The sequence below is a fragment of the Rhodoferax sp. BLA1 genome (assembly GCF_013416775.1).
Classification (GTDB): domain Bacteria; phylum Pseudomonadota; class Gammaproteobacteria; order Burkholderiales; family Burkholderiaceae_C; genus Rhodoferax.
Genome location: NZ_SZVI01000013.1, coordinates 205,226 through 224,549 on the forward strand (window position 1 = coordinate 205,226; position 19,324 = coordinate 224,549).

Annotated in this window: 11 protein-coding genes; 2 read left to right on the forward strand and 9 right to left on the reverse strand. The window is 61.6% G+C overall.

From position 1 onward, the window contains the following. Positions 1-54: 54 nt before the first annotated feature. From FDG13_RS16425 to FDG13_RS16460, 8 genes are all read right to left on the reverse strand, one after another. Positions 55-1,161, reverse strand: coding sequence for a DUF3616 domain-containing protein (locus FDG13_RS16425; protein WP_180130565.1), 1,107 nt, complete (start codon positions 1,159-1,161; stop codon positions 55-57). Beyond that, on the reverse strand, positions 1,158-3,032 hold the full coding sequence (recD, locus tag FDG13_RS16430) for an exodeoxyribonuclease V subunit alpha (RefSeq protein ID WP_218942772.1): 1,875 nt from the start codon (positions 3,030-3,032) through the stop codon (positions 1,158-1,160). Before recD ends, FDG13_RS16425 begins: the two co-directional genes overlap by 4 nt. Continuing rightward, entirely contained in the window at positions 3,029-6,625 is a 3,597-nt protein-coding gene (gene recB / locus FDG13_RS16435; protein WP_180130568.1) for an exodeoxyribonuclease V subunit beta, read from the reverse strand. The genes recD and recB overlap by 4 nt, the downstream gene beginning before the upstream one ends. After that, positions 6,622-10,143, reverse strand: a complete 3,522-nt coding sequence (recC, locus tag FDG13_RS16440; protein WP_180130573.1) for an exodeoxyribonuclease V subunit gamma — start codon at positions 10,141-10,143, stop codon at positions 6,622-6,624. The genes recB and recC overlap by 4 nt, the downstream gene beginning before the upstream one ends. Before the next feature lie 364 nt (positions 10,144-10,507). Continuing rightward, entirely contained in the window at positions 10,508-11,017 is a 510-nt protein-coding gene (locus FDG13_RS16445) for a hypothetical protein (RefSeq protein ID WP_180130576.1), read from the reverse strand. A 78-nt stretch (positions 11,018-11,095) separates the two neighbouring features. Next, positions 11,096-11,854 (reverse strand): nuclease-related domain-containing protein, encoded by a 759-nt coding sequence (locus FDG13_RS16450; RefSeq protein WP_180130579.1) that lies wholly within the window; start codon positions 11,852-11,854, stop codon positions 11,096-11,098. Between the two features lie 57 nt (positions 11,855-11,911). Further along, a complete protein-coding gene (locus FDG13_RS16455) occupies positions 11,912-15,247 on the reverse strand; it encodes a PAS domain S-box protein (protein ID WP_180130584.1) in 3,336 nt (1,111 codons plus the stop codon). Between the two features lie 466 nt (positions 15,248-15,713). Beyond that, the gene (locus FDG13_RS16460) at positions 15,714-17,375 is read right to left on the reverse strand and encodes a methyl-accepting chemotaxis protein (protein ID WP_180130588.1); all 1,662 of its coding nucleotides are present in this window, start codon (positions 17,373-17,375) and stop codon (positions 15,714-15,716) included. A gap of 24 nt (positions 17,376-17,399) precedes the next feature. On the opposite strand from FDG13_RS16460, the gene FDG13_RS16465 reads away from it, so the two are divergent. Continuing rightward, entirely contained in the window at positions 17,400-17,669 is a 270-nt protein-coding gene (locus FDG13_RS16465) for a hypothetical protein (protein WP_180130591.1), read from the forward strand. A gap of 160 nt (positions 17,670-17,829) precedes the next feature. Here the strand turns inward: FDG13_RS16465 and fabR are convergent, their stop codons facing one another. Continuing rightward, positions 17,830-18,519: an HTH-type transcriptional repressor FabR gene (fabR, locus tag FDG13_RS16470; RefSeq protein ID WP_180130594.1), complete on the reverse strand. Its 690-nt coding sequence runs from the start codon at positions 18,517-18,519 to the stop codon at positions 17,830-17,832. 177 nt (positions 18,520-18,696) lie between these two features. On the opposite strand from fabR, the gene FDG13_RS16475 reads away from it, so the two are divergent. After that, positions 18,697-19,311: a hypothetical protein gene (locus tag FDG13_RS16475; RefSeq protein WP_180130597.1), complete on the forward strand. Its 615-nt coding sequence runs from the start codon at positions 18,697-18,699 to the stop codon at positions 19,309-19,311. Positions 19,312-19,324 lie beyond the last annotated feature (13 nt).

Here is a 19,324-nt window from a genome sequence, read left to right on the forward strand (position 1 = left end):
CGGTACGCCGAGCCTGATGTTCAAATGTCATCGACGTGCAACAGATATTTTCCATCATTTCAGTAGGGTTAAAGCCAATGGACCTCCATCACACAGGCCATCTGACAGCATCAACAGCTGGTAGCGGCCTGAGGTTTCCTGCAACACCGTGAGCGCCTCGGGTTTGATCTCGGCATCACAGCGGCGCAGTTTGACCGCCCCCAGGTCCAGCCTGGCCAGCAGCTGGGGCTGCACCAGACCCGGTCTGGTTTTGCCGTCCCAGTGAAAAATGGCCCAGCCAACGGCCTCACTGTCACCGTCATCGTCGGGCCCGGCAAGAATCAAAACACCGTCGGACACCGCCACCATGTCACGGATGCCGCGGTGTGGCCCCAGGGCCAGCCGGGTCACCTGCGGCCGGGCGTCACCTCCCTCAAACAGCGCTTTTACGTCCACCGTAAAGATGAATGCGGCGCCATTGATCACCGGTCCACGAAAACCAAACATCAGCCGCCCATCCCGCATCGCCAAGCCTTCGATGTTGATGCCCTGCTGCCCACTCAGACCGGGCGCTTTCGGTGACGGCTCGGTGCCCAGGCATTTGCGCTCACCCACATAGGCTGCCAACTCGGGCTGGGCTTGCATCAGCGACCAGAGCCGCCCGGTCTGCACCTGGCTGGCGGGCACAGCACGGCCCGTGGCCGGGTCCAGTCGCAAGCGCAACACAAAGCGGCTGTCGGGGTTGCTGGCACAGTCAGCACGTTTGGCCGAGTGTGAGCCGGTGATGTACACATACTGGCCATCGGTGGCGGCGCCCTCGGCGTCAAGTTCACCCTGCAAGCCCTTGAAATTGAAGGCTTGTGGGTCTGGCACCAGACTGCCCTCTTTCACCGTGGCAAACCCCGCCTGCGTGCCCTCGTCAAAAGCCACCAGGCAAACCCGCTGCTGGCTGGCATTCACGGTGCAGGCGATGCCACTGGCCGACTGCCGGATTTTCTGCAGCTTTTTGGCCTTGACGTCAAAGGCAAAACCGTCGCCACTGTCTAGGATCGGGCCGCTGGGCGCCACCACAGGCGCCTGCGCCGGAGATGGGGTCTGGGCAAGCGTCAAACCGCAACACAACAGCAGCAACATGCCCACAGCTGCGGCAACGTGATGTACACAGGATCGGTTCCGTTTCATGTCTTGGCCTCCATGCTCAAACCACCACTGCGCAGAATTTTGGCCGCCACCGCCTGGCGTAACACCCCGGCCTGTGGCACGACCAGGGTCAGCTGGCTTTTGGCGCGGGTGATGCCGGTGTAGAGCAGCTCACGGGTCAACACCGGGGTCATACGCTCGGGCAAAACGAGTGCCACCTGGTCAAACTCGGAGCCCTGCGACTTGTGCACCGTCATGGCCAACACGGTTTCGATAGCGTCCAGGCGGCTTGGCAGCACCCAGCGCACACCCATCACCCCATCCGGGCCAGCAGCCGCAAAAGCCACGCGCAGGCCACGGGTGCTGGGCAGGCACAGGCCCACGTCACCGTTCATGAGGCCCAGGTTGTAGTCGTTGCGCGTCACCATCACCGGGCGGCCCGGGTACCAACCCTCCAGCGGAAAGCCCAGCGCGCGCGCCAGGCTGCGGTTGAGCGCCAGCACACCGGCCGGGCCCTCGCGCAGGGCACACAAGACCTGAAAACGCCCCAGTGCCTTGAGCAGCAGCAAGGCTTGTTCATCGTCACACACCTTTGATTCGGCTTGCAGCGCCAACAGGCTGGCTAGCGTGGGCTGCCAGGCGGCCAAGACCAGCGCCGCCAGACCCGCATCACTGCCAAGGTCGGGTTGCAGCCGCGTCACACTGGTCTCTTGTGTGTTGGACCAGCGCGGCGTGGCCTCCCACAACGCCGCCACGACCTGCCGGTCACCCGCATTCACCGCACTGGCCCACTGGCCAATCAAGCTGTTGGCCGCAAAACGATGGCTGTGGCGCAGCATCACCGTCTGTTGCGCCAGTACCGAGCCCGCGCCAGCCCAGAGACGCACATCCTGGCCGGTGTGGCGCTGCAACCATTGCACCGTCTCTGCGCTGTAGCCACCGGCCTGGGCACCGGCACAGAGCTGGCCCATCACCGCACCAGCCTCGACCGAGGCCAGCTGGTCCTTGTCACCGAGCAGGATCAGGCTGGCGCTCAAGGGCACGGCGGCCATCAGCCGCGCCATGAGTTCAAGGTCAATCATCGAGGCCTCGTCCACCACCACCACATCCAATGCCAGCTGCGGTGCGGCGCTGGCCAGCACCGCCGCGCGCACCTGCAGCAGCTTGTGCAGGGTCTGCGCCTGGGTCGGGATATGGGCCTGCATGGCCAGCGGCAGGCGCTGGATAGCTTGTGAAATGGACTCACCCAGGCGCGCAGCCGCCTTGCCGGTGGGCGCCGCCAGCGCAATACGTAAGGGCCGACTGGCCTGCGACTGCAGCAGCGCCAACAGCCGCACCACGGTGGTGGTTTTGCCGGTGCCCGGGCCGCCAGTGATCAGGGTGAAACGCCCACGTGCTGCGAGAGCGCAAGCCACCTTTTGCCAATCCGGCGCCACGCTGATATCGGCGTTGGCTGCGGGTCCACGCTCAAACAGGCTGTCGAGCGCCTGCGCCAGCCCCTCGGGCACCACACAAGGCTGGGCCAGCCGCGCCAGGATCGAGCTGCGAATGGCTTGTTCGGCCACCCAGTTGCGTCGCAAATACAGGCGTGTGCCGTCCAGCACCAAAGGGCTGGCTTCACCTTGGCACCAGGGCAGGCTGCTGGCGGCATCGGCCAAATCACTCGGCAGAGTCGCTTGCCAGCGGGCTTCCAAGCCCAGGGCCAAGACGCCGCTCTGGCGCAACAGGTCCAAGTCCAGGCAAGCATGGCCACGACCAAACTGGTGGCTGGTCAGCGCGGCCAGCCAGGCGTGGCGCACATCCTCACTGGGTTGGGCCTGATGCAGGTAACGCGCAAAAGCGAGGTCGAGCGCGGTAAGCGGCAGCTCCGGCTCGACAACGCCAAATAGGTCCATCACGATGGCCTCGTTCAAAGCGCCACCTCCACCTGGGCAAACACGGCATCCAGCGCCTCGATCAAGGCCACGGGCGGGCTCACATGCAGCAGGCCGCAGCCTGGCTGGTCGATGCCGCGTAGGAACAGGTACAGGGCGCCGCCCAGGTGTTGGGCAGGGTCGTAGTCGGGCAAACGGCTTTTGAGCAGCCGGTGCAGCGCCAGCAGGTACAGCGCGGCCTGCACGTCGTAGCGGTGATGCAGCATGGCTTGTTGTAGTTGCTCAGGCAGGTAAGCCGCCAACCGATTGGACTTGTAATCCAGCACGTAGTAGCGCTCCTGGTGCAACAGCACCAGATCCATGAAGCCGGTCAACATGCCTTGTAACTGGCGGCGTTGCAAGGGCGCGCGGGACTGATCGGGCCAGATCTGGCGGGTGATCAAGGCATCCAGGTCTTCGCTGGCTAAGTGGTGTACCGGCAGGTTAAAGCCCATTTCGGGCCACATGTCCTGAACCTTGATGTCACTTAAATTGATAGCTGTCTGCCCTTGATTTATGAGGGCTAGAGGCAGATTTGACTTCGCAATCAAATCGACCCAAGTCTCCAACAACGCGCTATGTGTGGGGCTCAGGTGGTGGCGCTGGCTTAAGCGCGCCAGCAGGGTGTGCCAGAGCTGGGCCAGCGGGGACGGGTCAGCGTCTGTGGCTGTGCCAGCAGGCCAGCCGTGCACCGCCTGCCACTCCAGCAGGTCGTGCAACAAGGTGCCGTAACGGCTGCCCGCCGGGAAGTCGTTGAAGCGGGGAACCTCACTCAGCAAGTCGGGCCCTGCCGGGTTGGCGATACCCTGGTCCTCGTCAAGCAGCAGACTGTCGGTCTGGGCGTCCAGCAGGCGTTCATCCCGCTCACTGGGCAGCGCTGCAGACGCGCCGTGCGCCAAATCGCGCGTGAGTGCGCTGAAACTGGCAGTCCACCAGCGGTTGTAGATCAGCCGCTGCGGCACCCGTGCACTCTGCGGCGCTTTGACCTCGACCACCGGCTGGTACACGCTGTTTTCAGGTTCGGGTGCAGTCAACACCGCGATATGTTCACCCGCCCAGGCTTGCAATTTGTCCCACAGATCGTCTGGCGTACTTCGTCCCAGCAGGCTGGAGATAGCACTTTTGACCTGGGGAGTTTTGCCATCCACGTCCCCTTTGACCTGGGCCACACCGAGCCACAGCGCCTGTTTGGCGCGCGTCAGCGCCACATAGAGCAGGCGGATGTCTTCACTGAGGCGCTCGGCATCATCGCGGCCACTGTCCTTGTCCTCGGCGCGATAGAGCGAGATGAAGGGCAAAAACACCAGCGGGTACTCCAGCCCCTTGGATTTGTGCAGCGTGACCACCTGCACCAGGTTGGCGTCACTCTCCAGCCGCAGCTGCGCGGCCTCACCACTGGCCTGCGGGCGGTGCAACTGTTCTTCGAGGTAACGGATCAAAGCGCCCTCACCTTGCACCTGCAGGCTGGCCGCTTGCAACAGCTCACCCAGATGCAGCAGGTTGGTCAGGGCACGTTCACCCTGACTTGGGTCTTGTAACAGGCGTTGGGCCAGGCCCTGGTCGTGCAACAGGCGGTACAACATCGGCAGAAAACCCTGGGCGCGCCAGACACGTTGCCACTGCAGAAACTGCTCGACCAGGGTGTCCCAGGCCGCCTCATCGGCCAGCAGCGTGTCGAGTGCGCCCCAACCCAGCGACCAGGTGGGGGTGGCCAAGGCAGCGCGTACCAATCGGTTGGAACCCGGGCTGGCCACCGCACGCAGCATTCGCCACAAGTCCTTGGCCTGCTGGCTGTCAAACACGCTGTTGCGCTCGGACAGGTAAACACTGCGTACGCCACGCTGCGTCAGCGCCTGGCGGATCGCTGCCGCCTCGTTCCAGTTGCGCACCAGCACCGCCATGTCACCACTTTGCGCCGCGCCACCTTGCAACAGCACCACCATCTGGCTGGCAAACACCGCAGCCATCTGATCCAGAAAATCGTCCTTGGTCGGGGTCTTGGCAAACGGCTGGTGCCATACCGTCATCGCCACCTGCGGCTGCCCGGCCACCTGCAGCGGCTGAATGCTGGGGTTGCGGGCGGCCACCGGCACAAAAGGCACGCTGCCAAAGGGCTGGTGCGCCTGGCCAAACACCCGGTTCACCGCCGCCACCACACCAGACGTCGAGCGGAAATTGCCCGGCAGGTTGTAGATGCCCTGGGCCTGCTCACGCGCGAGCAGGTAGGTGGCCAGGTCGGCACCGCGAAAGCTGTAGATCGCCTGTTTGGGGTCACCAATCATGATCAGGCCGGTGCCTGTTGAAGAAATCGGGCTGTAGCCCTGGTCTTCATTGGGCACATCGCTATAAATTTTGCGCAAGCTGCCAAACTGCCAGGGGTCGGTGTCCTGAAACTCGTCGACCAGCGCCACCGGGTACTGGGCGCGAATCGCTGCCGCCAGCCGCCCGTCGGGCGCCTGCAAGGCGCGGTACAGGTTTTGCAGCAGATCAGAAAAGTCAAACTGTGCGGCCTGCGCCTTGGCGCGTTGGTAACTCCGTTGCACCTCTTGTGCCGCATGGGCCAGCAAGTCGGCCACCACATCAGGCTCGGCGCTCAGATGGTCGGCCAGGGCTTCCAGTTGGACAAACACTGGCCATTGGTCAGAGGTTGCCCAGCCTTTGGCCACCAGGGTGCGGGTGGTGAAACGCTCTAGCGTGGTTGGGTCGATCTCGCCACCCTGGACCCAGTCGGCCATTTGGGCCAGCCAGCCGCTTAGCCAGTCCGGGCGATAGTTCTTCAAGATCTTCGCTGCCGCCACATCCTGCACGGCCTGAATCACCTCAGCTGTCCAGCCAAGCTGCGCCGGGCTTTCGAGTTCTTGTCGGCGTTGTTGCCAGGCCGCCCAGCGGGCCAGCAGCACATCGGGCGGGGTGGGTGCCGTCGCCAACGTTTGTGGGGCGCGGTCGAACTCGCGCCACAGCGCCTTGAGTTTGTCGAGCAGCGCCTGCGGGGTGTCACCCACGGCTTTGAGCGCGGCCAGGGTCTGGGTGTCCAACGCGTAAAACCAGCGGCGCCAGTAGTCTTGGGTGGCCACGAGTTGCAGGCGTTCACCGTCTTCGACGCGGTTTTGGGTGAACAGGCTGGCGCTGTCAAACGCATGGGTTTTGAGCATACGGCTGCTCCAGCCGTGGATGGTGAAGATGGCCGCGTCGTCCATCCACTGCGCCGCCATGTCCAGCCGCTGGGCACAGACTGGCCAGTGTTCGGGCGCGATGCTGCTGCGCAGATCTTGCAAAAAGCCGTCCACCTTGGTCTCATCACCGGTCTGGAAAAACCGAGCTGACAGCGCCAGGCGCTCGCGGATGCGTTCACGCAGCTCGGCGGTGGCGGCTTCGGTGAAGGTCATCACCAGAATTTGCGGCGGATACAGGCCGACATCGGGCTGGTCGGACTCGGCGGTGTGGCCCAGCACCAGGCGCACATACAACGCGGCCAGCGTCCAGGTTTTGCCGGTGCCGGCTGAGGCCTCGATCAGCTGCAGGCCATGCAGCGGCAGGGTCAGCGGGTTGAGTGTGTGTGTCACCGGCGACCTTGTGTTGGGGATGCTGCTCATGCTGCCACCCCCGTGCTCACTTCGGCCTGGGCCAACAATTCACCATACAGCTGCTGCGCCAAGTGTGGCAGGGCGTCTGCGAGCTCGTCGTAACTCGCAAAAGCGCGCTGCAGGTAGGCCGACTCAGCGCGTTCACCCCCGCGCTGGCCGCCTTCAAAGGCATCGCGGGTGGCTTCGTGCTGGTCTTTGGCCGCTTTGCCTGCCGCTACCAGCGCCTGGTTTTGGCGCTCGGCCAGCAGGTAGGCCCAGGCGGTTTTGCAGGCGACTGGCAGCGGCTGCACCCAGGCCTGGGCATAGGCTTGCCCCAGGTCGCTCAGTGTGGCCAAGGCGGCGTCGGCTGCCAGCGGGCGAAACACCACCTGGCCGTCGACCCCGAGCTGCACACTGGTGATGTGGAGCCCGCTGGCACAAGCCACCAAGTGCCGTAGCCACAGGCCCACCAGCACATGGTGGCGCGCGGCCAGATTGGCACCCCGGCCTTGCAACACCGCGCCGGTGCGCTCGGCCAGTTGCAGGCAGGGCAAGCCATCGCCCTGCCCTTGTGTCCACAGGCCACTGAGCGTGCCGGTTAGGGTCTGGCCCAAAGGCAAGTTCAGCTCAATCGGCACAGCGTCCAGCACCACCGGGTAGGCCTGCAACCAGGTCGCGCGTGACATCAACACCGTCTGTGCCTTGTCCATCAAGTCATTGGCCACACGGGCGCCAAACCCTGCCAGCGGCAACTGGCCAGCGGCGTGCAGGCTGCGCAGGGCCACAGCGCTGCCATCGGCTTGTAACAGCGCGGCACCAGCCTGGTACTGCTGCAGGTGGTTCAGGGCAAAAGGTTCGTCTTCTTGCTCCAGCTCGTCCAGTTCATCAAACTCCACCTGCAGCCGCTGGCGGAAAAATACCTCGACCGGCTGGCGCAGCAGGCGTTGTAGGTCGGCCAGCGTCAATGCGCTGGGTACCGCACTGACCGCGGCTGCTTCAGTTACTTCACTATTCATAGCTACCAGCCGCCGATTTATCTGGGCTAGAGGCCGAATCTTCTCCCAATCGGCATCAAAGGTCTCAAAGCCCGACCCCTGCTCAAAATAGGCCTCAGAAAACGGTTGCAGCGGTTGCGCCTGCGGCACCCGTTCGGGTGCCCAGCTGGCATTGACCACATCGAGCAGCTGCGCCACCAGCACCGAGGGCGGGCGACTGCTGTTGTCGGCCGCGCTGTGGCCTTGCCAGCTGATGTAGAGCCGGTGGCGAGCTGAGAGCAGCGCCTCCAGAAACAGGTAGCGGTCGTCCTCGCGGCGCGAACGGTCACCGGCGCGCCAGCTGCTGGCCATCAAATCGAAATCGCGCGCCGCCTGCACACGCGGGTAGGAGCCGTCGTTCATGCCCAACAGGCCAATCACCTTGAACGGGATGGCGCGCATCGGCATCAGGGTGCCAAACTGCACACCGCCACCAAAAAAGCGCTGCTGCAACCCGGCCTCGGTGATGTTGGCCAGCCAGTGTTCACGCACCACCTCCAGCGGCAGGGCTGTGTCCAGCGCCGCGTCCTCACAGGCTTGTTGCCAGTCGGCCAACGGTGTCAACAGCCGCTCGATGGCGCGCTCATCCGCGTCATCGGCCGGGGCAAAAAAGCGCTCGACCAGGGCTTGCAAGAGTTCACCCCACTGCGTGGGCGTGTGTTCCAGCTGCAGCAGGGGCAAGGTTTGTTCGACGGCATCGAGCCAGTCCAGCAGACCGGCTGCCAGCGGTGCATCCAGCCCGCTCAGTGCAGGCTGCGCGAGTGTGTCGCACCAGATGGCGCCACTGGTGCTGTCCTGCTCTGGCAGTGCCCCACTGCTGCCCAGCGCGTAGCCCAGCAGCAGGCGACGCAGGCCAAAGGCCCAGGTGTTTTGCGCCAGGCCCTGCGCGCCCGCAGGCAGGCCCCAGGCCAGGCGGTGATTGGCATCCAACCCCCAGCGCACACCGGCGGCGGCCAGCCACTGCTGCACCTGGCGCACCGCGGCTTCGTCCAGGCCAAACCGTTCGCGCACCGCCGCCACCTCAAACAGGCCCAGCCAGTCGGCCAAGGAGAGGCGGCTAGTGGGCAAATTCAGCAACTGCTCCAGCGCCTGCACCAGCGGGCTTTGGCGCGGCGTGGTGTCGGCCACCGAATACGGGATGTAACGCGGCTGGCCCGGTGTGAAGCGGCCAAACACCGCGTGGATGTGCGGCGCAAAAGTCGCCATGTCGGGCACCATCACCATCACCTCACGCGGCTGCAGGGCGGGGTCAGCCTCCAGCCAGGCCAGCAGCTGGTCGTGCAAGACTTCAAGCTCACGCTGGGCGCTGTGGCTGGTGACAAACAGCAGCGAGCCGTCGTCCGGCTGGGCCTGCGTCGCGGCGGGTGGTGGTGTCAGGTTGAAGATGGCCGACTGCAGTTGCGCCAGTTGTGTGGCCGAAGCATCTGCCGCTGCCGGGTCCATAAACACATCGACCCGGTTCCAGTGCGCGCGGTAAGACTCGGGCTCATCAAAGCCGTCAAGCAAATGCAAATAGTCACGCCCCTGTTTACCCCAGGACGCCAGCAGCGGCTGGACGGTGGTGGCGGGCAATGCCAGGCTGGCAGCCTGTTGCGGCTTGCCCAACTGCCTGCGGCGCACCTGGGCGCGCAGGGCCGCGTGGCCCTCGACCACATCACCCCAGAAATACTGACACGGGTTTTGCACCAGCAGCATCACCTGGCACACCTGCCCCAGCGCCGCCATGGCCTGCACCGCCTGCATCGGCAGGGAGGAAATACCAAACACCATCAAACGGCGCGGCACACCGGGCGGGCGCTGGCCGCTGTTCCCGCTGCTGACCCACTGCGTCAGTCTCGCCAGAAAACGTTCGTGCACACTGGCGCGAGAGGCTTCCATCAACTCAGGGCCCACATCGGCACGGATGTCGCGCCACAGTTGCGCCTGCCAGGTATGTTCTGGCGGCAGCGGTTGCGGCGAACCCAAAGGCCCGCGCAACTGGTCCAGCCCATCGGCCCAGTCACCCAGCCAGTCGGCGCGGTAACTTTGGTAGGCGTCCAGCACGTCGGCCAGTTGCTCGGCCAACTGATACAGCTTGCGCGCCGGGTTGTCGCCCGACAGATAACGCTGCAACGGGGCGTACACCGGGTTAGCCGTGCACAGCGCGGGCAGCAGGCGCACCAGGCGCCAGAGCAACGCGCTTTTGTCAAACGGCATGTGTTCGGGCACCGCGTCCGCCCCCAGCACCGCGCGGTACATCTGCCACAGGTAGCTGCTGGGCAGCTCCATGCGGGTGGCGGCACAAATGCCCAGGGCGCCATCCTGGGCCAGCGCCAGCTCCAGCCAGTGTTTCATGCCGTTGCTTTGCAGCAGGATGACCTCGGGCTCCAGGGGACTGAGCGGGTGCGCTGCCACATAACTCACAAGCAAATCGCGCAGGTCTTCCAGCCGGTTGCCGTGCAAAACCATGAAGCCACGTGGGCTGCTGGGGTCAGTGGCTGGGTTGGCGGGAGGGTTCACATCAGGTTTCAACATGTTGGCGATACGGGCGGGTGGCGACAACGAGTGTAGTGAGGTGGGCCGCTGGTTCACGCTCCTTGGGGCGTGAGTTTCTGTGTTTAGGCCGTTGGTTCGCGTGGGTTGATGGCGCCCGTGATTCGCGTGGTGCCAGGCGGGCGGCGGGCTTGCCGTTCTCCGGCCCCCTCGCGGGAGACGGTCTAGGTGGGCTTATTGCTGAGGTGACGCGCCTGATGCTGGTGCGCCGCCAGTCTCATCACGCGAATGGGTTCTGCGCCCGGCAAGCCCACCACCCGCCTTCTGTGGGTTGGGAGGTGGTGTGAGGTAGGTCAGATTAGAAACGGGCATACAGTTTTCGATCCAACTGATCGAAAACGAAGATTTAACAGGTGTCGCCTACTGCAACAAATTCAGGCACATGAGCAGCAATGTCTTCATGTGCTATGAAGGACATGAACTTCCGTGCGTCGTCTCCGTTGCGCGCCAAGAAACTGCGCGGCGCAATCAGCACTGTTTCCCAATCATCGTAGTTTTCATATTGCTCGTTCTTTCTCCAAGCTTCCGCTCTGGCTGCGTACATCTCGGGTTGGTACCGCGTGAACTTGCCGCCTGCCAGTTTGTTTTCGATATGCAGCGCCAAGCGCCTACCGCCGGGGTTCTCAAGTACGGCGAGCACATCTGTCTCGGCTTCACGAACAACAGCTTCTAGTGCGCCGGTATTCTGGTTCGGAAGGATGGTTCGCACTTTGCCCCAGGGGTGGTTTGAACGCAGCAAGACCAAGCGCGTGTACGAGCTACCCTTCTGTGTCTTGGAAAGAAACCAAAACCTGAAGCTCTCGTCGTCGCGTAGATGCGCTTCCAGCAATTGGTCAAGTTGCTTTTCTGTAGTCATACAAGGTAAATGAGTGGATTGGGACGCGGGGGGCAGTGGATTCGCGTGGCACCGAAGTGAGCGATATGGACCGCTACATCAGGTGACTTTTTGGATCGTTCGACATTTTGGAAAAGCAGAGCACCCCCAGAATTTGCTACCAGCGAAGTCGCCGCTTTTTGTTGTGCGCACAACCATTTTTTCCCCACATTTTGGACATAACCTTGGTGCATCGGCATCTAAGCGGCGTTGAACATTCTGCACATGCTCACGATTTGTGGCGAACGACGGAGCCATTCTGCCGGTACCAATTGCAGTGATCGCTGCCTCAACTTCGGATCGCGATAGAAGAACTTCGGTCTTTGACTTGATGTAAGAAATATATCCACCCGCGTAAGTGACGTTTGCCGGCATCTCCGTCTTGAAATCGCTGCCGCCGACAAAAACAACAACTGAGTGGATTTTCTCCGGCGAAAGATTTAGCAGGGCTGCCAGTGCTTTGACATGCTTGTAGTTTTGACGAAGCGGGTTTTGAAATCTGTTGGTCGTCTTGAAAATTTTCTGTGTCCACATGGGCTGATGTTCATCACCAAAAATCCAGCCGCTGTAGTTTTTTGTTTCAACAACGAACAAACCAAATCGTGACACGAAGACGTGATCAATTTGCGTTGTTCCATCAGGTGTTTTGAGCGTGACGTTGTGAACTGGTCTGTACTCCTTTGAGTCAAGAAGGAGCTTTGCAGACACCCTGACCAGCCATTCGCCAAAGATCCCCTTGAACCACGGCGTTTTAACAACAGCGCTCGCAATCAGCAGAGGAAATATCCACCACAGTTGCGCAAAAAGTGAGTTGAACATGGATGTTTGTACCTGACGAAATCAAACAGCGAGGAGGTCAAAAACCACCCATCAGCCTCACCTCTCCAGGTAGGTCAGCAATGACGAAAACAGCAGCCCCGGGGCCACCGGTTTGATCAGAACGTCGTCCATGCCGGCCTCCAGGCAGCGCGCACGGTCCTCGGTGAAGGCGTTGGCGGTCATCGCCAGGATGGGGGTGTGCTGGTAGTTGGGCAGCATACGGATCTGGCGCGTGGCCTCCAGGCCGTCAAGGATGGGCATCTGCATGTCCATCAGCACCAGGGCGTAGGTCGAGACCGTGGCCCGCTCGATGGCCTGCATCCCGTCTTCGGCGGTGTCCACGAGCAGGCCCGCAGACTCCAGCAGGTAACGCGCCAACTCGAGGTTGATCGGCTCGTCGTCAACGATCAGGATACGGGCGCCCTGGAAGTGCTCGCGGATCAAAGATTCGGGGTCACCAACAGCGGCCGGTGCAGCCAGGGTCTGGAGGCGCTCCTGGCGGTGCAGGCGGGCGGTGAACCAGAAGCTGCTGCCAGCGCCGGGCACACTCTGCACCCCCGCCTCCCCCCCCATCAGTTCAGCCAGCCGTCTGGTGATGACCAGCCCGAGCCCGGTGCCACCGTATTTGCGGGTGGTCGAGTTGTCTGCCTGCTCAAAAGAGTTGAACAGCCGGGGCAGTGCTTCGGGTGCAATACCAATCCCAGTGTCCGTGACCTCAAAACGCACACACACCCATTGGGCGGTTTCTTCGAGCTTGATGGCCCGGATGGTGACTGTGCCGTTGTCTGAAAACTTGATGGCATTGCTGACGTAGTTGAGCACTGCCTGCTGCAAGCGCGTTGGGTCGCCGTGTAAATCTGCCGGGAACACATCGGCGCTGACCTCCAGCTTAAGTCGCTTGAGCTGTGCCGATGTATGCGTGATCGACACCACATTCGACAACAGGCTGGGGATGGTGAGCGGGACGTTTTCGAGGACAAAACTGCCCGCATCAATTTTGGAGAGGTCGAGAATATCGTTGATGACATGTAACAGGTGCTCGCTGGCGATGTCGATCTTGTCAAGCCGGTCCGCCTGTTCGGCTGTCAGGCCGCCCCGGCGCAGCAGGTTGGCCATGCCCAGAATGGCGTTCATCGGGGTGCGGATCTCGTGGCTCATATTGGCCAGGAAGGTGCTCTTGGCGAGGTTGGCCGCTTGCGCGGCATCCCTGGCCAGCACCAGCGACTGGTTGGCCTGGTCCAGGTCGGCGGTGCGGGTGGCCACCAGCTCTTCCAGATGGTGGCGGTAGCGCTCCAGTTCGGCGTTGTTGAGCTTGCGCTGGGTGATGTCGCGGTAGGCGCCATAACTTGTGCCATCGGGCAACAAAATGGCATTGATCTCAACCGGCACCAGGCTGCCATCCTGTCGTTTGAGCAGGAGTTCGGTGGTCACACGCCCGGTATTTTTGAGCGCCACGAAGGTGTTCGCCGAGTGTTCGGTCTCCTCCGCTGGTGTGATGTCGGCCACCGACATGTGGAGCAGTTCGTCGTTGGTATACCCCAGCAGCTGGCGGGCTTGTTCGTTGACGTAGAGGAACTGACCCTGCGCGTTGGAGATGAAGATGGCGTCGGCGGCATGGTCCAACACACTCTGGTAGCGCGACTCACTCGCCCGCAGAGCCGCTTCAGCAGCTTTTTGATCGGTGATGTCCTGAATGGCGCCGTGTACCCAGACCACCTTGCCGTTGTCCACCACCGGTTCACCGATGGTGCGGACCCATTTGCGACGGCCTTTGGCGGTGAGAAGCTCCAGCTCCAGGTCGTAGGGTTCGGCTTTGTCGATGAGCTTGCGGATGGCCGCCTGGATCCGTTCGCGGTCCTGATCGCCGTAGTAGCTGAGGCCTTTGGCCACATCCACTGGGTCATCTTCGGGCAGATCGTGGATGCGGGCGGTCTCTGGCGTCCAGTTGCCCTGCCCTGTTGCCGGGTCAAAAGCCCAGCCGCCGGTGTGCGACATGCGACTGGTGGCATTGAGCAGAGCTTCGCGTTCAGCCAGCGCACTCTCAGCAAGCTGACGCTCGGTCAGGTCGATGAAGGTAACGGCCAAAGTGTGGTGCCCATCCACTTGCAGGTGGGTCAAAGCCATGTCGACGTGAACCAGGTGACCATCTTGATGCAGCACTGGCAAGTCACGCACAAAGTCTTTTTGACGCTCAACGGCCAGCGCAAACTGCGCCATGGCATACGCCTGGTCTTCGGGGCGAAAAAGGTCCGCCACCCCTTTTTCAAGCAACACACCGCGGCTGTAACCCAGCAAAGTCGACGCAACCGGGTTGACATCGGTGAGCCGCAGCGCTTGCGGGTCGACCAGCAGGATGGCGTTTGGAGAGTCCTCAAACAGGGCACGAAAGCGCAACTCACTCTGTGACAAAGCCATGCTGGCGGCCAAGCGCCGCCTGAACTCTTTGCCAAAGGCCAGGGCCAGCACCACAAAAAGGACATAGAGAACCACTTTGGTGGCCACGACTGGGTACCACTTCGCCAACAGGCTGTCGTATCGGGCCGTGATGACAATGTCCAGGCTGCTGCCACCGACCTTGCGAAACACCGCGACGCGTTTGACGTTGTCTGTGACAGCGACGCCGACATAACGCGTGGTCGGGCTGTTGGATCGCAGATAGCGCTGAAAAGCCTCGCCATGGGCGATGTTCTTGCCAATGTGCTTTTCGGGGTTAGGCAGGCGGTAGAGGATGTCGCCTTGCAGCGTATGCACGGCCACCGTGTCGACCACATCGTTGCTCAGCACATCCTGAAATATCGGGGCGAAGAAGTCGGGGATCAAGGTTGCAACCACCGCACCCTGAAACTCACCCTGTGGGCCACGAATGGCCCGCGACGCCACGATGATCTGTCGTTTGGAGACCCCGACGAAGGGCCGCGAGATGTACATCCGGTCAAAGTCTTTGGGCTGGGCATTCTGGTGGAACTGGAAGTACTCGCGCTGGGAATTGTTGAAAGCGCGTATGGTCGCCACATCTTGCGGCGTTTGCAGGCTCTCTGCGGCCAGAACGCGGCCTGTCTTGTCGGTGGCGGTGATCGTGCGGACTTCGGGAAACTCTTTGAGGAAAGCGAGCTGATGTTGCGAAATGGCTTGTGCGGGCAGCGGCGGCTGGGCTTCCTTGTCTGCTGCCAGACTACGCAGGCCCACATTCAGTCCGCGCAGAACACCACCCACCTGGTACTCGGCCAGACGTGCCTGGCGTTCGAGCACCTGATACTCCGTGGCCAGCAGTTCTTCGAAATCCTGGCGAATGACGGCAGCGGTGACCAGTCCGGCCAAAGCGAGCACCAGCGCCAGCCCCTTCCATGATGAGAAGAACCGGGTTACCGAGCGTGATTCGCTGATTGCCTGCATCCACCTGCTCCCTAGAGATCAAGGAAATAACACGGTGCCATGGTGAACAACCCACCTGGCCAATGACCCGCCTATTTCCACCCAGTCCATGCCTGAAGGGCTACCCACAGCGCAGCGTCAACCTCAGATGGTGTGGGGAAACTCACACTTTTTTTGTAGCTATCCAGCGTGATGACAGCCCGCCTTCAAGGTTGCCCCATGTTAGAGGATTGATCCCCGAAAAACAATCCACGCAAGCCACACTTGTTGGCGGCCTGAAGCGGCCCTTGGGCACGCCTGGCTGGAGTACCGGAACACGTCGACAATTCCTTGCCCTGATCGCCAACGAAGACTGTCAGCCCTCATGCAGCTTGGCAGTCAGGAACAGCAACAAATATGCCTCTAGCCCTTATGGATAAAGGGCCAATAGCTATCACAATAGATAGCTGCTGAGCACCCCACCAGGGCCTGTGGGTGATCCCATGGCTCAGTGAGTGAGGCGACGCATCTCGGGTGAGGGCAAGGTGTTGCTTCGCTGCTCAAGCTTGGTGCGCGGAGATGCACTGCCCATGCCCATCACCGCACTGCCGTTGACACGGAACAGGGCGACCAATTCAGCCAGGTCTTGGGCCTGTTGCCGCAAGTTGTCGGCTGCCAAGGCACTTTCACCCACGAGTGCGCCGTTTTGCTGCGTCATCTGGTCCAGTTGTGTCACCGCCACGTTCACCTGGGAGATGCCATCACTCTGCTCGGCGGCGGCGGTGCTGATCTCACCAATGATGCCGTTGACGCGTTGGACGCCTTGCACAATCTCGTTCATCGTCACGCCCGCATCGGCCACCAGTTGGGTGCCTGAACCCACCTTTTCTACGCTGGTCTGGATCAAGGACTTGATCTCTTTGGCGGCCTCGGCGCTGCGCTGTGCCAGGCTGCGCACTTCGGTGGCTACCACCGCAAAGCCGCGCCCTTGTTCACCTGCGCGGGCCGCTTCCACCGCCGCGTTGAGCGCCAAGATGTTGGTCTGGAAGGCGATGCCATCGATCACACCAATGATGTCGCCAATCTTCTGGCTGCTTTGGTGGATGTCCTGCATGGTGTTGACCACCTGCTGCATCACTTCACCACCCTTGGTGGCGGTGCCAGCGGCAGTGGTCGCCAGTTGGTTGGCCTGACGCGCAGAGTCGGCGCTTTGGCGCACGGTGGCGGTCAGCTCCTCCATGCTGGCGGCGGTTTGCTCCAAACTGCTGGCGGCCTGCTCGGTGCGATCGCCCAGGTTCCGGTTACCGCTGCTGATCTCATCGCTAGTGGTTCGCAGTTGCCCGATGTTGTCGCGCACGGCAGACACAAGTTCATGAAAACGCTGCTGCATGTCACGCACGGCCACCATCACGCTGCTGGTGTCGCCCGCCTTGACGTACACGGGCACCGTGAGGTCGCCCTGCTGCATGGCCTGCACCACGGCGCGCACTTCGATGGGCTCGGCCCCCAGTTCGCGGCCAATGCTGCGCGACACGGTGACCGTGGCGGCAACACTGATCAGCACCGCCAGCAAGGTGATGGCCAACATCACGCCGGTGAACTGGCTGGCGTCCTGGTTGGCCGTCTGGCTGTTTTTGCTGATGCGTGCTTCTTCATAGTCGATGAGCTTGTTGGCTGCGGCCAGCCATTGTTCGTACTGCGGTTTGGCCTCGGCCCAAAGCAGCGCTTCGGCACCAGCGCGGTCACCCGCCTGCATCAGTGTGACCACCTTGCCTGTGGTGGCCACGGTACGGGCCTCGATGTCCTTGAGCGTCTGCACCATCGGGCCTACCTCGGCGGGCACCTCGGTGGCGGTTTTGAGCACGGCATCCAGCTGCGTGGCAGATTTGGCATAAAAATCTGCCAAACGTGCGATAGAGTCGATTTCCTTCTTGCGTGCGTCGTCGTTGGGTGCCAGCACCACATCGCGCACGGCAATGGAGCGGTCATGGGCAGAGCCCCGAAAGTTGATAGCCGCACGCTGGATGACGGCATTCTGGGTGGCATTGGTCGTCAGGGCGTTGTCAATACCCCGCGCAATCAACATGCTGTAGACCGACATACCTAACAACGCCAGGATGACCAGGCCGAAGCCCGCCATCAAACGTTGGCTGATTTTCCATGTGTTCATTGCAATATGCCTTGTGAAAATGTCTTGGTGAAGTTATGCCAGTACGGCCACAACCCGCTGCAGAAACGAGTGCACTACAACGGCAATGCGTTGGAACTTAGGCCTTTACCATTTTTGTTGAGATTCGACGTCAAAAAATACCATGTGAGTTATGAGGTTGCCCGTCACCACCTTGAGGTGGTCGACCATCAGACACAGCTTCTTGCCAGCTTACTTGACCAGGGCTTGCAGAAATTCGACGAACTGACCGACAGCTCGTTGATGGCCCACCAGGTCATTGACGCTTGTCGGTGAAACACCCCCGAGAAATGCGAAAAATTAGCCTCTAGCCCTTATGTCTGTGGGTACGGTCGAGGTGGACGCGTAAGGTCTGGAATGCAAGCTTTCTGCCTCAATGCGGGAGTGTCAAAGTGGCCCAAGCCCGCATTCGGACCCGTTGTGAGCCAAGTACGGCCTACAGACCGGTGGCGGCTGTCGATTGGATAACCCTCTTCTCTTTCCAGCACCCGGCACCTAGCAGCACCACTTGTAATTGCTGGACAAAATTGTCCTTCATCTCGGCTTCCAGCAAGGCTTGCTCAGGGGGCAGGTCCAGAATCTCGGGCGCTGCGGCCAGCATGGTGGTGACGATCAGGCCACACACCATTTGCAGGCTGCTGGTCGACATGTCGGGGTAAATGCCCAGGCGCCGAAAGTCTTGCGCCATCTCGTTGATGAAATGGCTGACCTCGGTGCGGATCGCCAGCCGCAGGATACGGCTACCGCCCGAGCGTTCGCTGGAGATGAACAAAAACTGCAAGCGGTTTTGTTGGACGTATTCGTAATACACCTGAACGGATCGGCGCACCATCGCGTTTGGCGCCACCCCCACCTGGCGCGCTTCGCGCAACAGGCGGCGCAGAGTGATGCCCATCTCCTCCACCAGGGCCAGCCCCAGGTCATCGGTGTTGCGGAAATGCCGGTAAAAGGCGTTGGGGACCATACCCGCCTCACGCGCAATCTCACGAATGCCCAGGCTGGTGAAACTGCGCCCCTCCCCAATCAAGGCCAGCGCCGCCTGCAACAGGCTGGCACGTGTGAGGTCTTTGCGCTCGCTGCGCGTCAGGGAGTCTGCGCGTTTGCTGGCGGACGGGGGTGCGGCCATGGTGATGTGTATTTGTGTACAAGCGTATCGTATCAAATTCACATGAATCCAGAAAAAATCAAGATTCATTCCATCAGAAGTTGACTTCCCTCAGCAAACTCAAAAATCACTGTAGACACTCAGTGTACGAACGTACACAATATGAAAAAACCCCAAATAACCCGGCAAGGACACATCATGACTGCTGCCAACCACCCAACCCGATCAACTCGCTGGTTTGAAACACTGGTCATGCCCCTCAAGGCTGCATTGCACCCTACCCGGGATGATCCCCTCGCACCCCCGCTCGCGGCAAACGACGCTGTGCCATCGGTGCAAGCCATTCCCACTTCGCCGCAGACTGTCACGCATGGCGGCGTGCACAGCGTCAGCCAGATGGACAGCCAGCTCGTGCTGCCTGCGACATTGCCCGCCAAGATGCTGCTGCTGAGTGCCGACAGTGGTATCACAACGACGATGTCCATGCTGTGTGAATTGCAGGCACGCAACTACCAGGGTGACGTGGTGTTGCTGCATGTGTGCCGCAACCCGGCCGAATTGCATCAGGCCAGCGCAATGCAAGGTGCTGCAGACAGCTACCCGGAGCTCTCGCTGCTGGTCCATTTCGACGACCATGTTGGTCAGTTCTGCGCCGAGGCCCTGACGCTTGCAGTGCCCGATGTGAACGAGCGCACCACATGGATGTGTGGCCCCAGTGGCTTCGTGGAGATGGTGCAGGCCTACTGGCGCAACCGTGGCTTGACCCAGCCGTTGCACAGCGGGTTGTGTTTCACCGCTGTCCACGTGATGTAAGTGATGCGGCAAG